The sequence below is a fragment of the Rhizobium sp. NFR07 genome, assembly GCF_900111905.1.
Classification (GTDB): Bacteria; Pseudomonadota; Alphaproteobacteria; order Rhizobiales; family Rhizobiaceae; genus Neorhizobium.
Genome location: NZ_FOKM01000002.1, coordinates 405,377 through 423,207, shown reverse-complemented (window position 1 = coordinate 423,207; position 17,831 = coordinate 405,377). Strand labels below are relative to the sequence as shown.

Below are 17,831 nucleotides of genomic sequence, written 5' to 3'. Positions count from 1 at the left end.
GGACGAAGAAACAAAGGCATTTGCCAGAACGGTTTATTTGAGAACAATAGTAACAAGGGGACTGCGATTCGCGCTATGCGCGAACTACACAAAAAAATGGGGGCAATGATGACGACAAGAAAAGAACTATTGGACGCGGTTGTCGCGCAGATAGCGGATTATCGCGAGGGAGAAATTCCTGCGATGAACGCTACTCATGTCGATAGATGGGTGAAGCAATTTCCAGGTGACACTCAAGACCCGCTCCTTGCTGAGCTCGCCCATGTGTTCAGCAAAACATACTTCACACGCAAGAATGTAAAACAGTTTCTTAACGCCATCGTCGCTCACGAAAAACTCACAGACGGTGACCCTGCCGCATTTTGGAAGAATGCCGGAATTTTGAACATTCAGACAGCAGGCAACAGCCAACGCGATATGCTGGCGGTGTTGGACAAAGCGCTGCAGAAAACTTGCGGCATGGGGCTTGCTCAATGCGGCAATGCCCCGGTGAGTTCGTATGTCTATATCGACGACGCCCTTTTCTCAGGCGGGCGGATCAAGCACGACATAATAAAATGGATCAGGGAGGCGGCACCGCAGAAGGCGAAACTTCATATTATTACAATCGCCTATCATAGGCTTGGCCAGTGGCGGACGGAAACCGACATCAAGGATGCAATCAAGGAAGAGGGTAAGTCGATTGAACTGTCGTGGTGGCGGGTTCTCGAGATTGAGGACCGCAAAAAATACATCGACAACTCCGATGTCTTGCGGCCAACCGCTGTTCCCGCCGATCATGCAACAGCGCAATATGTCGCTGGACTAAAGCTCGATCCGGTTTTTCGAGCACCCGGTCAGCTCGGCGCTCTCGGCTTCTTTTCCTCCGATGCGGGGCGCTCGCTGCTGGAACAGCAGTTTCTCGTTTCGGGGGTCCGGGTCCGCGCGCTATGCCCGCATCTGAACACATACATGCGCCCGTTGGGTAACAGCATGATGGGAACTACCGGCTTCGGCTCGATGATCGTTACCTACAGAAATTGCCCGAACAACGCGCCGTTGGTTTTGTGGGCTGGCGATCCATGGTATCCTCTGTTTCCGAGGAAGACTAATTGACCTTATGAGCCAGGCAGAATTCAGAGAGTATGAACGTGATCAGGTTGTCAGCTTCCGTAAGACGACGGAGGATTTTGGCGGCCTTTCGAACATGGCTCCTGGTTATCCAATCTACGTTCTTGGTTCACGAATCCGTACATCTGAGGCGCTATACCAAGCATGCCGTTTCCCGCATCTTCCACAGGTTCAGCGGATGATCATCGAGGAAACGAGTCCGATGACCGCCAAGATGCGCTCCAAGCCATACCGTGACGATTCACGGCCTGATTGGGAGGAGGTTCGTGTCAAAGTTATGCGATGGTGCTTGCGGGCAAAGCTGCTGCACAATTGGACGACGTTTTCGACGCTTCTGCTCGCAACTGGTGATCGTCCGATTGTCGAGGATTCGCGCAAGGACGACTATTGGGGCGCCAAAAGCGGCGAAGACAATTTGCTCGCCGGTAGAAATGTCCTCGGCAGGTTGCTGATGGAACTGCGAGAAATCGTTCGAAACGACCCCGCACGTTTGGAAGAGCTCCACCCGCTGGAAATTCCATGCTTCGTGCTCTTTGGTGAGGCTATCCCAACGTTGATCAAGCGGAATCTGCCCCCCACCCAGAATGAAGTACATGGCATGAGATCGGAACAGATCAGGTCCGCCGCTGCCAGATCATCCGAGAACCCCTCTCAAGATCGCCTGCTCTGAGGGCCGCTTTCCGCGGCGGACTTATTCGCCGTTTCTAGGGGCAGTGCTCTGCGCTGAACTTTCCACGTCCCGCGAAATCTCCTTAAGGAACCTGTCGCCGGTCGCCAGTCGCTTGCCCAGCGTCTGCATGAAGCCCTCGAATCGCTCCAAGCCTTTGGCGCGTCCGGAGGCTTGCGCGGAGTCGGGCAGGACCGGCGTGAAGGTGAGCCAATAGCGGACGAACAGCGAGAACGCTTCGCCGAGCACGGAGAGATCTTCGTCCAGCGTGTCGATCTGGCGGCCTAACTTGTCGAGCCTGCGCGACATCGCCGCTTCCAACTTTCCAGTCGTATCGCCGGATAAGAATGACGCCACAGCGGCTTCGATGATGGCGGATTTGGAGATGTTCCGGCGAAGCGCCAACGCCTCAACCTGCTTAAGCAGCGCGGGATCAAAATAGACGTTCATGCGAGTGCGGGTCGTCATGGGCGGCTCCTCAAAGCTCTATGCCATCGCCGGGATCGAGCGCGGCTTGCCGCGCGACCATCCGCATACGGCTGCGCAGCGCATTAGCCTTGGCGGCGTCGACATCAGGTTCGTCGTCCAGAAGCTCGAACTCTTGGGCGGGCGACGGCGGCGGGGGCAGGATTTCTTCATGCTCTGGCAATTCCGGCTCGCGGCGGATGCCGGCATTGACGGGATCGCCGACGCTCGCCGCGCCGGCATGGCCCAGCGCTGCGACGACACGGCCCGACCAGTCATCGGTCGCCGGGGCATTCGCAGGCACGGCCGCCAGCTCGGGCGGTGCGATAATGCGTTCCTGCAAGCGCGCATCCTCGAAATACTTCGCCTTAGTGGCGCGGATCGGCGGCGTGCCTGCGACCATCACGATTTCCTCATGTGGCGGGAGCTGCATGATCTCGCCCGGAGTCAGCAGCGGGCGCGCGGTTTCCTGCCGTGAAACCATGAGATGCCCCAGCCAGGGCGACAGGCGATGACCGGCATAGTTAGTGGAATCGCGCAGCTCGGTCGCCGTGCCGAGTGCATCGGACACGCGCTTGGCGGTGCGCTCGTCGTTGGTCGCGAAGCTGACGCGGACGTGGCAGTTGTCGAGGATCGCGTTGTTCGGCCCATAGGCTCGCTCGATCTGGTTGAGCGATTGGGCGATCAGGAAACCCTGGAGGCCATAGCCTGCCATGAAGGCGAGCGCAGATTCAAAGAAGTCGAGCCGACCCAGCGCCGGAAATTCGTCGAGCATCAGCAGCAACCGGTGGCGCTTGCCCGATGCTGCAAGCTCCTCGGTAAGCCGGCGGCCGATCTGATTGAGGATGAGGCGGATCAGCGGCTTGGTGCGGTTGATGTCCGACGGCGGCACGACGAGGTAGAGGCTGACCGGCCTCTTGCCGCCGACAAGATCGGCGATGCGCCAGTCGCAGCGGGCGGTGACACGCGCGACGACGGGATCTCGATAAAGGCCGAGAAACGACATGGCGGTCGAGAGCACGCCGGAGCGCTCGTTGTCGGATTTGTTCAGTAGCTCGCGCGCCGACGAGGCAATGACGGGATGAACGCCGGCCTCGCCGAGATGCGGAGTATCCATCATGGCGCGCAAGGTGGCCTCCACCGGGCGGCGCGGATCGGAGAGGAAGTTGGCGACACCGGCCAGCGTCTTGTCGGGTTCGGCGTAGAGGACGTGCAGGATCGCGCCGACGAGCAGCGAATGGGAGGTCTTTTCCCAGTGGTTGCGCTTGTCGAGCGACCCTTCGGGGTCGACCAGAATATCCGCGATGTTCTGTACGTCGCGGACTTCCGATTCGCCCTGGCGGACTTCGAGCAGCGGGTTGTAGGCCGACGATCCGGCGTTGGTCGGATCGAACAGCAGCACGCAGCCGTGCTTGGCGCGAAAGCCCGCCGTCAGCGTCCAGTTCTCGCCCTTGATGTCATGGACGATGCAGCTTCCCGGCCAGGTCAGCAGCGTCGGGACGACCAGGCCAACGCCCTTGCCCGAACGGGTCGGAGCGAAACACAGTACGTGCTCAGGTCCGTCGTGGCGCAGATAGTCGCGCTCGTATTTTCCGAGCACGACGCCATCCGGACCGAGTAGTCCGGCGATGCGAATTTCCCTGTTTTCAGCCCAGCGTGCCGATCCGTAGGTCGCGACATTGCGCGTCTCGCGCGACCGAATGATTGACATGGTGATCGCGGCAACGACGGCGAGAAGGCCGCCGGATACCGCAATGATACCGCCCTCCATGAAGATCGCAGGTGCGTAGGCATCAAACGAGAACCACCACCAGAAGAAGGCGGGCGGACAATAGAACGGCCAACCAGCCAGTTCGAACCAAGGGTTTCCTAGCTGGGGTTGAAAGCCGAAGCGGAACGCCACCCATTGAGTTGCGGTCCAGGTCATCACCATTACGATGGTAAAGACGACAGCGATTTGCGCCCAAAGTATTCGACCTCCGCGCATAGTGGCTCCAATTGGCAGAAGAGACGGAGCCGATCAGAAAATAGGCAATTATAGAGGCTGCAACAGTAAAGGTGCTGCCGTAGGGCTATGGGATACCATCGGTGGCGAATAGGACGGTTGGCCGCCGCAATATCCCGGCACTATGAGGGTAAATTACCTCGAGTCAGGTTTTGGACGTGGGCGGCCCACTTTCTTCACCAAAGTGAGCAGATTCAAAAGCGCGGGATCGCGATTTTGCGGCGACCAGACGGCAGAAAAAGCGATGGTTTCCGGTTCGTCGCGGATCGGTAGGAAATGAACGTTCGCAGTATTGGCTTGGACGACTTCCTCGACGAACAGAGAGATGCCATGGCCGGCCGCAATCATCGACAGCAATGTGCTGCGTCCGACATCGAAACGGTGAATAGTCGGCGTCAGCCAGTTTCCAGTCGCTCGTGTCACGATCAAGTCATGAATCTGTGGGCCGCTTCCGCCATGGCGAACAAGGAAGGTTTCCGCGGCGAGTTGACGCCACTCGATGTGCGGCTGCTGGGCCAAAGGATGCATGACCGGTAGTGCGACCACCAGACGATCGCGCCATATGACGCTCGAATTGAGGTCTGAGATTTCATGATTCTGAGCCATGAAAGCGATATCAATTCTGCTTTCACGCAGCATAATCTCAGCGTCACGGGCTGTTGCTTCTGTGATCTGTAACCGAATATCTGGATACGTGTCGTGGAATTGATCCAGCAACCGGTCGAGGAACCAGCCAGCTGTAAGAGCATAAACGCCGATCCGCAGTTCGCCCTTACCTCCGCGCGCATTCATCCCGGCGGTCTTGATCGCAGCATCAAGAATGCTCACAGCTTCCTGAACCTGATCCACGAACTCGCGTCCAGCATCGGTGAGTCGAACGCCGCGCGTGTTGCGCCGGAAGAGGATCACGCCCAGGTCCTCTTCCAGCCGTTTGATCCGGGCGCTGACGCTCGATTGACTGGTGCCCAGCGCCGAAGCGGCCTGTTGGAAACTCAAATACTCGGCGACAGCAAGCGTTTGGACGAGCGATTTCATCTGGACCCGTCCATCTAACAGTGCGTAAACGCGTGATGCTCGTACGGCGCGACTTTTGTTACTACGCAAGGTGCCTCTCCGAAGCAAATTCGCCGCAACATGCCGGCGTTTCCACCGCAAGGATCTGCCCCTTCAACGAGATGGACGATAGCTTTCGTCGTCTCTATGAAAGTTATTGAACGCTGCAAACTATCAGCGATCTCGGAAACGGTGGGCGTTCTTCATGAGGCGCGCGAATGCGCCTTCACGATCGGTCGTCATCTCATATGACTGATGCATCAGGTGAAAGCCCATATCCTGCACCACTGCTTGCTTCCAAGGCCTGGACAGGATTGCGTGCGTTAGATGACGGGTCATCTTAGACCGTTCCATCATCATTCCGGCGATCTCCCGAGCCCGGGGCAGCAACTCTTCACGTGGCAAGCACTCATTTGCCAACCCAAGTTCCACAGCGGTGCGCCCGTCGATGCACTGGCCGGTGTAGGCGTAGTAGGCCGCTCGCTTAACGCCTATAGTCCGCTGAAGGATTAGCGCCATTCCATCACCCGGAGGCGTACCGCCAAGGAAATGTGGATCAAAGAAGTCAGCGTCTTCTGCACAAAGCGTAATGTCGCAAAGCGTCGCGAGTTCGCAATGGGTGCCAGGACCGTTGATTATACCGATCGTCGGTATATCGATGTTGAATACCATGTTTTCGATCAGACGCCTTGAGTCGTGAAATAGTGCCAGTTGCTCGTCGCGATCCCATTCGCGAAATGGCGTCGTCCACACCTCGGGATTACCGATTTGCCAGCGATCCCCGGTCCCCGTCACGATAAGAACTTCGTTTTTGCGATCTCGACCGATATCGATCCACGCTTCGCGCCAAGCATGATGAGCTTCCCAGCTATGAACCGCGGGTCCTCCTTCGTGATGAAACCGGCACTCAATAACGCCATTCTCCCTGGTTAGAGCGATAAACTTCTCGTACGACGATTTGTATTGTTCAAATGAACTGCAATGGCTGGAGTCTAGGAAGCTCTTTTGTTCCGACATATCTAGTGTCCTCTCTCTGATTAGATGAAGAATTCAAGGTAGATAAATTTGGAAATATGCCGTTGTTCGGACCTTACAAATCCAACGTGTCCTGGCACGTTTTGGAGAATTTATGGACGGATTCGCGTAGGCAGCTTTTGATCGTGAGCGGATTTAACCCGCCACAGATATTCTTCATCTCCGCCTGGCACATCTGAGCCGTATCCCAGAAAATTTGGCATGCTGAAGAAAGTTTCTCTCGATTTTGACGGGCGCATTGGGAGATGCTGTCAGGCGATAGCCGCCATGGTCGAACGCAAAGCGAGCGTATCTCCGCGCCGCACGCCTCTTTGACGGTAGGTGACGGCGAGTTTGCCATCGCTACTTGCGAGCCCATGCCCACCAAACCGCTCACTACGAACCGAATGAGAAGGCGATGCATTGAGTTGTATCCGCAACCGTCTAATCGCCACTTTAAAGTCTTATGTATCAACATGTGCTCGATCTCTGTTGTTTCGTGACGGCGGCATGGCGTATTCATGAAACTCCTTCAGCACAGCCATTACTTTGATGCACTTGGTTGGGCTTGGTTGTCCGTCCATTTTGGTGGCGCTCCAAACCGACTGGCGATCAAGCCAACCAGACCAGGTGAACGCCCAAAGGTATCGCACGCGGCGTGCTTGGGTGTGCCGCCGAACCAGGACTGGACGCGATGTGCCGAGGGCAGCGAGAGACCGGGGCCGTTTCCATCCTGACCATCGACTATGAGTTTCGAGAACTCGTTCCCAAAGGTTGCCGCTAACGCGTAAGCGTCCCCAACCTGGGATACTCGCGGCGTGTTTGAAATCGAGTTGGCTCCGCGTGCCCAGACTGTCGCAGCAACCTGATTGCCTGAGTGGTCAACCGCTTCTGCTTCAACGGCAATGCCGCCGAGCCCGATTGGCAGGCGTGGAGCTGCTATTGGAAGTGCAAAACCGGTTCCGAGCGTTAACGCCGCAGATGCTCCCGCTGCAATCGTGTCCGTTGGCACGATATCTGTGACGACCGCACGAACGCTTAAGTCGGAAGCCTGCCCGTAAGGCACCATGTCAAACCTATCGCTGAGCGATATACAGAGCGCGCGATCGAGGATGTTCGCAACCATTCTGCGATCATCTAGGGATTCTACTCGCGAGGCGGCATCATGGGTGAAGCTCGCAGGAATGATGGTAGCTGTCCTCAATGGTGACAGAGCTACGCTGTCCACATACGTCCGCCGCTTAGACAGGGTGCCTTTCTCAAAACTGAGACGACTGTAGGAGCTTAGCGTACCGCCCTCTTTCAGCGGCACGGAGGTGCATGCTGTAAGCAAGGGCATAGCCAAGAGGAAAAAAAGCTGAGAACGGCACGGCGATACCAATGCTCCATCACGACGCGACGGGTGGTCCGTGGTGAAACGCTGTCTGCCCGATCCGGACTTTATCGCAATTGTTTGCGCGGTTTCGCCCCTCGTAGTATATAGTCCTATCAACGTTCTGCACCCCTACCCGCGCGCTCCATCGGGCCAAAAGGCAGCCTCTCTGTTGCATGTCTGGTCGCACCCTCCGATTGCAGCGAGACGGCGGTTGGAAAACGGTACTCGTGGATATCGGCTGGCGTTTCCTTGCCCTGGATCCTTGAGATCAGCGCATTGAGCGGTGGCGACAGTAGCCAGTTGCGAGTGATAATACCCAAGCGGGTGCGAGGCGTAGATAGCCCCGTAAATAACTGCCTTTGCTTTTGCGCGACCAACGGGCGCTGGGCGGCTTCGTATCCGGACAAGGCTGCGGAAGAAATACCATGAGTAGCCAGTTCTCCTGCTAGCCGGTAAGCGCCGGTCAGAGCAAGAAGCGCACCCGCACCTGAAGCCGGTGAGGCGCAATATGCGGCATCGCCGACGAGCACCACCCGCCCCGACGACCATGATGGCATCTGCACTTGAGCGAGCGCATCAAAGTAGAAATTAGGAGCGCTGTCGGTCTTCTCGAGCAAGGCAGGTACATGCCAGCCGAGACCCGTAAAGGCCTGGCGAAGCAAAGCGCGCTGCTTCTCGACGTCGCGGTAATCGTAGCTGAGCGGAGTATCGCTGCGGAACATGAAGTTGATCTGTCCAAGTCCAGGCTCGGCACGGAAGATTGCCGCGGATTTTCCAGGCTCGTTGTAAAACGTCACCCAGCCGTGTTCACCCATAGGAAGATCGACGTTCACAAAAGCAAAGTAATGCTGCCTGAATTTCAGGAATTCATCCTCTGCCCCAAACACAGTGCGACGCACGCTCGAATGCAGTCCATCGGCTCCGATAACAAGGTCGAAGCGCTTAGGCGCCCCCTTCGCGAACGTGACATCCACCCCGGCTTCATCTTGCACGATCGTTTTGATCGTTTCGCCAAATATGTAGTTCACATCGTTCTTGGTCGCGTCGAAGAGCAGCTCCGCCAGATCGCCACGTTTGATCTCCAGATCCTCAGAACCCACCATCCTTTCCATCGCCTCAAGAGGCATTCTCGCACGTTCCCGATCGCGATGATCGACGAAGCGCATGCCCTTGATTCTGAGTACCTTGGCGCGAATAGTAGCTGTGAGGCCCATCCTCTCGACAACGGCGAGCGCTTCGGCCCTAACGTCAACGCCATTTCCGCCGCGGCGCAGCTCTGACGCCTGCTCCACGATGGTCACATCGAAGCCGGCGCGGACTAGCCAGAACGCAGCTGTCGGTCCAGCAATACTGGCTCCGACGATCAGGATTTGGGGCCGGTTACCGGCAAAACTATCAGCTTTTGACATATCTCATGCTCCTGCATATAAGATACACGTCGCATCCTATCTCGTAGGAGTCAAGATGCGGCTCGCATCTTATTTTGAGGTCGTAATGGATACAAAGGCGCAAAGACGACGTGGCCCTGAGTTGGACGAAGCCATTCTTCAGGCGGTCTGGGATGAGCTATCGGCGAAAGGCTATGGTGGACTGACGTTAGATTCGGTTGCAAGCCGAGCGGGGACTAGCAGACCAGTCATCCATCGTCGGTGGAAAAGCCTGAGCGAGTTGGTGATGGCGGCCTTAGCTCGGTACGTAGCGCTCAACCCCATCACGATCACGGACCAAGGCAGCGTCCGTAGCGAGATGGTGCTGCTACTCAAGCGACTTTCAGACCGAGCTCAACCTCATTTGATGCGGATCCTCGTTGATATGCGTGAGGATCTGTTGAAGGACAACCTGAGTTTCGTCGATGTTCCTAGCAGAATCGGTGAACATGGACTGGTAGCCGAGATTCTGGAGCGTGGAGCAAATCGTGGTGAAATCGACCTCGCACGCATTACCGCCCGAATTGCCTCGTTACCAATCGAGCTAGCGCGTCACGACATGCTAATGACGCTCAAACCTCTCTCTGACAAAAGCATCGAAGAAATCATAGACGAGGTCTTCTTGCCCTTAGTTCTCCGAACATCGAAGTAATACTAACTGCCGGTACTTTCGGCTGGAGCGCCTCCTTGTAGAGGTAAGCTCGAATAATTGAGCAAAGCTCAATCGTGCCGCCGCTGAAAAGAACGGCCCACAACGTCGGCATCGTCGATGATTGGCAGCGAAACTGCCGCCCAGCACATCGCGTGAATGTCGTTTATCGCTCTCAAAGGAGTTCAGCAAATTCATCCAGTAGTGGCCAATTGATATGGCCATCACGGTCGCTTGCTCGCTCCAGCCTCAACCGCTGAGGCGAGTATTTCAACTGTTGCTGTCATACCTCCCGCGAGTTCAACTCCGGGCGGCACCTTTTCGATATGGATGCGCACCGGGATGCGCTGGGCAAGACGCACCCAGGAGAATGTTGCGGCCACATTGGGCAGGCCGAGATGACCGGGCGCGTCGTTGCTGTTGTCGATACCGCGGCCGAGACTTTCGACATGCCCGGATATGGGCTGATCAAAGCCCATAAGCATGATCCGTGCCGGGTCACCAACGCGGATCTGCCGTATTTTCGTCTCCTCAAAATAGCCGGTGATCCAGAAGCTGGCGGCGTCCAGGACGGCGACCTTCGTCACGCCAGCGGTCGCGTAGTCGCCGGGCCGAAGCCTCAGGTTCGTGACATAGCCGTCGACCGGCGCGCGGACTGCCGCGCGGGTGAGGTCAAGCTTGGCCAGATCAAGCGCCACCACCGCTGACTGATAGGCGGCGCTGGCGACCGCAGCCGCACCGCTCGATTGCTGGGCAGCCTCTTGGGAGACGACGTCCTTTAGATGATTGTGCCGCCGCGCTGTCGCCTGCCGAACTATCATATCCTGCCGTTTGGCTTCGACGTCAGCCTCAGCCAATGACACTGCTAGGCTCAGCCGTTCGGGATCGATCTCGTAAAGGATATCGCCTCGATGCACATATTGATTATCGACAACGGGAACTACGCTGACCGTGCCGGAGACTTCCGGCGCTATCTGTACGACATCGACGCCAACTCGCCCGTCGCGGGTCCAGGGTGTCCGTTCGTAATGGTTCCACGCCGTCAGCGCAACAAAGGCGGAGGCAGCGACGAGGCAAAGGGTCAGGGCATAGCGACCAAGCAGGGACAGAACAGGTTTCAAGGCAGGAGTCCGATCGATGGCAGGTTCTGCACAAGCAGACCGTAGATGATGACAAAAGTTGCGATCTCGGCGAGCGGCCGATGAGCGAACAGGCGATTGAGACCCATGGCGGCGAATAGGCGGAGCACGGTGATGGTGGCGAAAAGCGCGAGGAACGCGAGAACCACAAGACCGGGGATGAGGGCGCCTCCGACATTGAGATCAACGATCATCAGTCATGATCCTCTCGTCTGCTCGAGAGCCGAGAGCGAACCGCAGGTCGATGAGCAGATCGACAATCTGCAGGCGGTTCCTTATCACGCTGCCTGCCACCTTCCCGATCAGGATCTCGATCCGCTGATTGAGATCGAAAAGGCCGGTCGTTCTTGGCGCCTTCCCCCCACTGAAGAACTTTGCGATGACCAGTAGAATCTCTCTCAGTTCCACGCCGACCTCACCATTGATCTGCGGGATCGCCTTACGAAGCTGGCCAGTGACATGCCCGATGCGAAGATGGTGCAGGGTGACGTCGAGCACATCAGGATATGCTTCGCCGGTCAGCCGTAACCTAGGCCGCAACAAAGCTGTCCGATCAATCATCAGGCTTGTCCAGCGCGCTTCGTTGGGTGCAGCGCCAAGCGCGCGCCGGCCAACGTCACGACGGCTCAACCGAAGCAAGCGGTTGATCGCTCCTTCGACCGGCACGGTCTGGAACAGGGACATGCTCACGGCGCCGAAGCCAACCGCGGCAAAGAGCGCGATCACACTGTTGAGTGAGGTGGCGAAGTCACCTGTGTAATAGGGGCCGAGCGCAGAGAGGATTGGAATGGTCAACGTGATGCCGAGCGCCATGAAGGTCGTGGGCAGGCGTGCCTGCAAAGAGCCGGCGAACAGGAAAGCCGGGGCGAGCACGGCGACCAGAACCCGAAAGTCCGTGACCTGGGGCAGGATGAAGAAGCTGTAGATAAGGCTGATTACGACCCCGTAGATGGAGCCGACGAGGTATTTGATGACAAAAGGCACAGGCGCATCAAAATTGGCGAACAGCGTGCAGCAGACGCCGAGAATGGAGACGGCCATTCCTCCCTCCGGCCAGGCCGACCAGATCCAGAAGGCGCAGCCGATGAGAATGCCGATGATCGCGCCGAGCGCGGTACGCCCCGCCATCCAGGGATCGCAGTGATAGACATAGCCCTTCGCCCGCTTTGGCCCATGAAGCGACGCTACGTCGCGCAGGTGCCCGGTCGCCGCGATGATCCGTCCGAGCCTTTCGCAATCCTCCAACAGACCGATCATCTCAGCCAAGTGTCCTGCGAGGTTAGCGGCAAGCCTGTCGCCGGGCGTCACAGCGTCGGCGCCAGAACGCTTCTGGACTAACCGTGCGTGCGCGATCAGTTGGGCTGCGGCAGCCTCCCTGTCTTCCGTTTCGGCGCTTGCGGCCCAAGCACCGACGTCACTTACCAAGGCGATCAGCTCACCGGGCGCATCGCCGTCGCCTAAGCGAAGGGCCTCAATCCGCTCTTCGATCTCGGCCGCGAGCCACAGCAAGCGGGCGAGCCGGTCATGGATGAGCTGCAGTATCCGGCGTGGTGGCGTTGGCGCCGGATCATAGGGCAGATGCGTGGCAAGCCCCTGAATTGCCGGTAGGTCCGCCGCTAGCTGGTTGCGGTCGCTACGGTTTTCTCCTCGCGTTCCACTCAGCGCATTACCCGCCAGCCGACGGGCGTCCCGCAGCGTGGTCGACAGCTTGCCGGTGAACTGGCCGGTCATGCGTTTCGGCAGGATGTAGCGATGGATTAGGACCGCGCACAGAATCCCGATCGAGATTTCCTGGACGCGCACCGACGCCGTCTCGAAAATCGCGCCTGGATCGAGCACGCTCGGGAACCCGATCAGGCTCGCGGTATAGCCGGCGAGAACGAAGGCATAGGCGCGCGGCGTGCGATCGAGCAACGAGAAAAACAGGCACAGGCCGATCCAGCCCGCAAGCACGACGCTGCACACCATCGGATGGTTCACGAAGTTCGGAACGATTGCGACCGTCGCTATCGCGCCGACGAACGTCCCTGCGAAGCGATAGACACCGCGGCTGAAGGACGCGCCGGCGGACGTCTGCGAGACGATGTAAACGGTGACGATCGCCCAGAACGGCTTGGGAAGACCGATTCGCAGCGAGATGTAATAGGCCAGCATTGCCGCGGCGAAACTCTTCGCCGAAAACAGGATCGCATCCGCATCCGCCTTCATGGTGGGTGCGCACAGGAAGCTCGTTCCAGCTTTAAACATGGCTGCAACGGTCTTGCTTGAGGGGGTGTGAATGGGCTGCGCGGTGTTCATGCCGCCAGTCATGGCCGATTTGCATATGTGAATAAATTCGGTATTGTGACACAAAATACCTAAAATTGGCCAATCTCATGTCTCTGCCGCGATCCGCCGTTTCCGTTTTCGATCCCGACCTGACGCTTCTCCCTGCGGTCGCCCACAAGCTTGACTTCGCGGATCATGAGGCGGAAGTGCCTCTGCACACACATCGTAAGGGTCAGTTGATCCTCGCTCTGCACGGAGCCGTCACCTGCACTGCGGGCAACGAAATCTGGATCGTACCCCCCAATTGCGGCGTGTGGATTCCGGGCGGCGTGCCCCATAGCGCGCGCGCAACCGCCAATGCACGGCTAAACTATCTGTTCGTCGAGCCGGGGGTTGCGAAGCTGCCAAAGGACAGCTGCACGCTCGCGGTCTCACCCATGATCCGCGAAATGGTCGATCGGCTTGCCCCCGAGCGCGCGAACTATCTGGCTGACAGTCATGCCGCCCGGATCGCGCGGGTGATCCTCGACGAACTTGCGCAGATGCCGCATGAGCGGTTCAACCTGCCGATCTCCAACCATCCGAAGATCCGGGCGATGGCAGACGCCCTGACGATTGAACCCTCAGACCGCAGTACGCTGAGCGATTGGGCGAACCGGGTCGCAATGAGCGAGCGGTCACTGGCGCGCCTCTTGATCCGAGAGACCGGACTGACATTCGGGCGCTGGCGGCAGCAACTCCATCTTGTCGTCGCGCTTCGTGAACTGGCCAGCGGCGAAACGGTACAAAATGTCGCCGCCCAACTTGGATACGAGTCGGTCAACGCATTCATAACGATGTTCAAGAAGGCCCATGGTTGCACGCCAGCGCAGTATTTTGCGCAACGCAGTGCGACCATGTATTGGACCGAGAAAGCGAAGCGGCATTGAGTTGCCTATCTCCACAACTATCAGGCACTATGCTTGCTCGGTAAAAATCTGAGCGGTCATGATATTTCAAATACCTAATCTGCGCTGCCGCCCAAACTCCCACGACACTGAACCACCCTGCACGAGACCCGTAACCTCACGCCCGAGCTGGTGGTCAATGACCGGCCGCCACGGGACAAGAGTGAACTCGTGGCTCTTCTCGACCACGGCAAACTTACCACTCGATAGCTGCACCGTTCCCGTGAACTTTCCACTGATCCTCTCACCATCGGCCACCGACCTGAACGGTAGATTCTTGCTCGCGGCCAGTTCGCCGCCAATGCGCTCGATCTCCCGCGCGCTTAACGTGGCGAGAAGATTGCGCCGATAGAGCGTCCCGCCGTTCGGGCCGGGCGCGGCGTCGCCATGGTCGATATGATGCTGGCGGCGGCGGTCGATCGCGTCGCGGACCTGCTGGCCAAAGCCGGTCGACGCAAGATCGGAAGCATCGGGCGTCACGAGCCGCCGGTCCAGCCAGGTCGCACCGTCGGCGCCGATCTGCTGTTCGAGCCGGGCGGCCGAGAGGATGCGGATATTGGCCTGCCGCTTGCGGCTCGCGTCATGGGCGGCGGCGCGGCTCTCGAAATCCTCGGGGATGCGCCATCGGTCGGCGTCAATCCGCTCGGCGATCCCAGCGCGGCGAAGGGCTTCGAGCCGGCGCACATGCGCATCGACATAGCCCTCATAGTCGCCGCCCGGAACCCGCCCCTCGAACCTGGCTTGTTCGAGATGGCGGCTCGGCCGATAGGCGCCGCCCTCGGCGATGTCTGCGATGGTCCGATCGGATGGCCGGCTGGCCGGCTCGGCCGGGCCGATTTCGACGACGCTGCCGATCCGCGCGTCCTCGACGCGGGCAGGGTCGATGCCGGCGAAATGGTGGGTGCGTCCGTCCACGCCGTCGACCACGACGGTCAGGTTCTCGCCCAACTCGTCGGTCAGATATTTGTCGACGACGCGGCCGGTGATCGGGACTTCGGGCGCTGCGTCATGAATCTGGAACGTCATCGGATCTCGCTCCAGCCCGTCGGCCTTCAGCGCCTTGTGCATATTGCGGATGATGTCGCCGCGCTCGCCCAGCTCGTGCAGCGCCGATTCCATCCGCTCGCTCAGTTCCCAGACGCCGGACGCGTGCTCGGTGGCTAGGCCCATCTTCTCCAGCCTCTCGAGACGGCGCAGGCGCAGCGTCCGGTCGAACCGGCGGCGATGATCGGCCGGCTCATGGCGCAGGTCGAGGAAACGGTCCTCGGCTTCCCCGGCTATGGCGCGGTCGATGCGGGTGAAGCGGTTCTGACCGATGTCGGCCGAGAGCTTGCGGCTGTGCTCGATCTCGGTAACGGGGCCGAGTTCGAGCCTCGCCAGATCGCTCGCTCGTTCGCGGATGCCGTTGGCGAGATAGTCGCCGTTGATGACGAGGTTCTGGCCCAGCTCGTCCACGCCGCGCACGATGACATGGACATGCGGATGGCCGGTGTTGTGGTGATTGACCGCGACCCAATCGAGCCGCGTGCCGAGATCGGTTTCGACCTGGCTCATGAGGTCGCGCGTATAGGCCGTGAAATCGGAAAGGTCCGCGCCGTCCTCGGGCGAGACGATGAAGCGGAACTGGTGGCGATCGTCCGTGCCGCGCTCGACGAAGGCAGCGCCATCGGCGCGGTCGTCGGTCGCCGAATAGAGCTGGCCGCGCTCGCCGTCGCGCGAGGTGCCGTCGCGCTGGATGTAGCGAATATGGGCGGCGGACTTTCCGTTCTTGCCCGCGCCTTGAACGTAGCGGGTTTTGACGACGACGCGGCGCTGACCGGGGCTGCTGTGCTTCCATCCACCCGACAGGTTGCGGGCGCGCACGAAGGCCGCACCGCGTCCGCGCTTCAGGCCCGGCGTGCTCGTCCGCGAAGCCTTGCCGCCCTTGGCCGGCGACGACGATCGGGAGCGCGATGGCGATGACGCCGAGGACCGCGACGGGCTGTTGCTCTGCTGGCGCGCGACCTTCTTCGCCTGGGTGAGAAAGCTCTCGGCCTTGCCGAGCTTGGGTGTATCGGCGCGGATGCGTCCGGGCTTCGGCCGGAAGCGGAATTCGTCGTCGGCGCTCACGGCCGCGCCTCCGGCCCAAAATGCGGAAAACAACCCAGTTTCGGGCTATGGTGCCGGTCGAAACCCCGCAAAGCCAACGCTCTGCGCCGAGACGCGGCACGCGGGCTCCGGAATGAAGGTGCCGCCAGCACCGCCCCAAAACAGTGTGCAGACAAGGGCTTGCCCCGAAACCGCCGCCCCGTGGTGCCGGTTTCCTTTATCTTGCCCTCCACCTTTTCTGACCTTTCCGCCCTTCCTACCGTGAATGCAGCCAGGCGCAACCCTGCCTGACTGCACACCGGACCAAGCGCAAACAGACGTGAGAACGCCATCCTCATGGCGCTCTCACGTCGTCGGCCCGCGCGACGAACATGCTGCCGTCTCGCGGCTCCGCATCACGGCGCTCGCGCACCGGAACGGTCGGGCCAGCGCCGCCTGATGTGCCGATAGTCTGCACCGGATCGGTGCTCGGCCTGTCGCTCGGACGCATGACGAAGAGCGGTGCATCGCGCCAATCAGGCGGCGGTGCGGACTGCTTCTCCGGCGTCCCGGCTGCGACTGCCACGCCGAGCGCTGGTGCGAGGGCGGCGACATAGGCGCGGGTTTCGGCCGGGAGCGGACGGCCTGTCGCGCGATGCTCGTCATAGCGGCCGGGGCCGGCATTGTAGGCGGCGAGCATCGCCGCGATATTGCGGTAGCGATCCCACATCTCGCGCAGATAGGCCGCGCCGGCGAGAATGTTGTCGCGCGGATCGTAGGGATCGCGGCCGAGACAATAGCGGACACGCAGGCCCGCCCAGGTATCTGGCATGACCTGCATGAGCCCGATCGCGCCGGCCGACGAGATCGCGCGCACGCCGCCCGCGCTCTCGGCGCGCAGCACGGCGCGAAGCCAGTGTTCGGGAATGCCGAAGCGCTGCGACGCCTCGGCGATATGACTGCCATGCGGATCGGCGGCGACCGTGAGCGCGACCGGCGCGGATTGCGCCAGGGTCGTCGCCGGTTCCGCGCCGAACGCGAGCGCGCCAACGATTCGGATAACGGCATAGCGCCGTGCCCGCCTTTCTCCGCCGAACCGCCAGCCTGCCAGCGTGCTCGCTGCGGTCAAGGGTTCGCGCAAAGCGCCGGCCGGTGGCCGCCCTTGACCTACGCTGCGCGCGCCGGCCGACTTGTGGTCGAGCGGGATGACGGAATGAGACGGCTTTCTCGCGAACAAGGGAATAGAGCCTTCGAGCGCAATGACGACACGGGACTGCATGGCTTCAATCCCGCTCTTCGCGTGGTTTGAGGAGTGTCCAGTGCAGCGACCATGACGATCCCTCGTCGTCGTCGCGGAACAGGTTGGCGCGGATCGGCTGCGGTAAGGCGGGATCGTCGAGCAGCACGGAGAGATATTCGCCCGCCTTCTCGCCGGTGCGTTTCCACGCCGCGCCGACCTCGGGGCCGTCATGCGCAATGACATGGACGCGGTAATCCGGGGTGTTCTCTGCGTCCGAATGTTCGGCGGGAACGATGACGAGTTCACGCTTGCGAGTGAGCGTCCAAAGCTCACCGGCGAAGCCGGATGCGTCGCGCGAGAATTGACCGCTCTGCGGCATGGGAAGTCTCCTTGCTGGTGTTGTGG

The 17,831-nt window shown here is 59.7% G+C and carries 16 protein-coding genes; 4 read left to right on the top strand and 12 right to left on the bottom strand.

Going from position 1 to position 17,831, the window contains the following annotated elements; translation table 11 throughout:
• The first annotated feature begins 75 nt into the window (after positions 1-75).
• Positions 76-1,095, top strand: a complete 1,020-nt coding sequence (locus BM216_RS05615) for a phosphoribosyltransferase-like protein (RefSeq protein ID WP_092996237.1) — start codon at positions 76-78, stop codon at positions 1,093-1,095.
• Between the two features lie 4 nt (positions 1,096-1,099).
• Positions 1,100-1,780, top strand: a complete 681-nt coding sequence (locus BM216_RS05610) for an NADAR family protein (RefSeq protein ID WP_092996234.1) — start codon at positions 1,100-1,102, stop codon at positions 1,778-1,780.
• Between the two features lie 21 nt (positions 1,781-1,801).
• On the opposite strand, the gene BM216_RS05605 is transcribed toward BM216_RS05610, so the two are convergent.
• The 6 genes from BM216_RS05605 to BM216_RS05580 form a co-directional block, all read right to left on the bottom strand.
• On the bottom strand, positions 1,802-2,245 hold the full coding sequence (locus tag BM216_RS05605; protein ID WP_092996231.1) for a ribbon-helix-helix domain-containing protein: 444 nt from the start codon (positions 2,243-2,245) through the stop codon (positions 1,802-1,804).
• A gap of 10 nt (positions 2,246-2,255) precedes the next feature.
• The gene (locus tag BM216_RS05600; RefSeq protein WP_092996228.1) at positions 2,256-4,229 is read right to left on the bottom strand and encodes a conjugal transfer protein TraG; all 1,974 of its coding nucleotides are present in this window, start codon (positions 4,227-4,229) and stop codon (positions 2,256-2,258) included.
• A 153-nt stretch (positions 4,230-4,382) separates the two neighbouring features.
• Entirely contained in the window at positions 4,383-5,282 is a 900-nt protein-coding gene (locus tag BM216_RS05595) for a LysR family transcriptional regulator (protein ID WP_092996225.1), read from the bottom strand.
• A gap of 192 nt (positions 5,283-5,474) precedes the next feature.
• Positions 5,475-6,317, bottom strand: coding sequence for an enoyl-CoA hydratase/isomerase family protein (locus tag BM216_RS05590; protein WP_092996222.1), 843 nt, complete (start codon positions 6,315-6,317; stop codon positions 5,475-5,477).
• Between the two features lie 541 nt (positions 6,318-6,858).
• The gene (locus BM216_RS05585; protein WP_092996980.1) at positions 6,859-7,653 is read right to left on the bottom strand and encodes a DUF3313 domain-containing protein; all 795 of its coding nucleotides are present in this window, start codon (positions 7,651-7,653) and stop codon (positions 6,859-6,861) included.
• 149 nt (positions 7,654-7,802) lie between these two features.
• The gene (locus BM216_RS05580) at positions 7,803-9,098 is read right to left on the bottom strand and encodes an FAD-dependent monooxygenase (protein WP_092996218.1); all 1,296 of its coding nucleotides are present in this window, start codon (positions 9,096-9,098) and stop codon (positions 7,803-7,805) included.
• Between the two features lie 55 nt (positions 9,099-9,153).
• Between BM216_RS05580 and BM216_RS05575 the strand changes: the two genes are divergently transcribed.
• The gene (locus BM216_RS05575; protein ID WP_210217023.1) at positions 9,154-9,768 is read left to right on the top strand and encodes a TetR/AcrR family transcriptional regulator; all 615 of its coding nucleotides are present in this window, start codon (positions 9,154-9,156) and stop codon (positions 9,766-9,768) included.
• 221 nt (positions 9,769-9,989) lie between these two features.
• Here BM216_RS05575 and BM216_RS05570 read toward each other — a convergent pair whose 3' ends face one another.
• The 3 genes from BM216_RS05570 to BM216_RS05560 are packed head-to-tail and all read right to left on the bottom strand — an operon-like array spanning position 9,990 to position 13,151.
• Positions 9,990-10,886: an HlyD family secretion protein gene (locus tag BM216_RS05570; protein ID WP_092996215.1), complete on the bottom strand. Its 897-nt coding sequence runs from the start codon at positions 10,884-10,886 to the stop codon at positions 9,990-9,992.
• On the bottom strand, positions 10,883-11,098 hold the full coding sequence (locus BM216_RS05565; protein ID WP_092996212.1) for a DUF1656 domain-containing protein: 216 nt from the start codon (positions 11,096-11,098) through the stop codon (positions 10,883-10,885). The genes BM216_RS05570 and BM216_RS05565 overlap by 4 nt, the downstream gene beginning before the upstream one ends.
• Complete coding sequence (locus tag BM216_RS05560) at positions 11,088-13,151, bottom strand: FUSC family protein (protein ID WP_244530086.1); 2,064 nt, start codon at positions 13,149-13,151, stop codon at positions 11,088-11,090. The genes BM216_RS05565 and BM216_RS05560 overlap by 11 nt, the downstream gene beginning before the upstream one ends.
• A 128-nt stretch (positions 13,152-13,279) precedes the next feature.
• Between BM216_RS05560 and BM216_RS05555 the strand changes: the two genes are divergently transcribed.
• Positions 13,280-14,101, top strand: a complete 822-nt coding sequence (locus BM216_RS05555) for an AraC family transcriptional regulator (RefSeq protein ID WP_092996971.1) — start codon at positions 13,280-13,282, stop codon at positions 14,099-14,101.
• Between the two features lie 66 nt (positions 14,102-14,167).
• Here BM216_RS05555 and BM216_RS05550 read toward each other — a convergent pair whose 3' ends face one another.
• The 3 genes from BM216_RS05550 to BM216_RS05540 form a co-directional block, all read right to left on the bottom strand.
• Positions 14,168-16,228 carry a relaxase/mobilization nuclease domain-containing protein gene (locus BM216_RS05550; protein WP_092996968.1) on the bottom strand — a complete coding sequence of 687 codons (2,061 nt, stop codon included), beginning with the start codon at positions 16,226-16,228 and terminating at the stop codon, positions 14,168-14,170.
• A 313-nt stretch (positions 16,229-16,541) separates the two neighbouring features.
• Positions 16,542-17,465 (bottom strand): lytic transglycosylase domain-containing protein, encoded by a 924-nt coding sequence (locus BM216_RS05545; protein WP_092996210.1) that lies wholly within the window; start codon positions 17,463-17,465, stop codon positions 16,542-16,544.
• A 4-nt stretch (positions 17,466-17,469) separates the two neighbouring features.
• The gene (locus BM216_RS05540; RefSeq protein ID WP_092996207.1) at positions 17,470-17,805 is read right to left on the bottom strand and encodes a DUF736 domain-containing protein; all 336 of its coding nucleotides are present in this window, start codon (positions 17,803-17,805) and stop codon (positions 17,470-17,472) included.
• Positions 17,806-17,831: the final 26 nt, after the last annotated feature.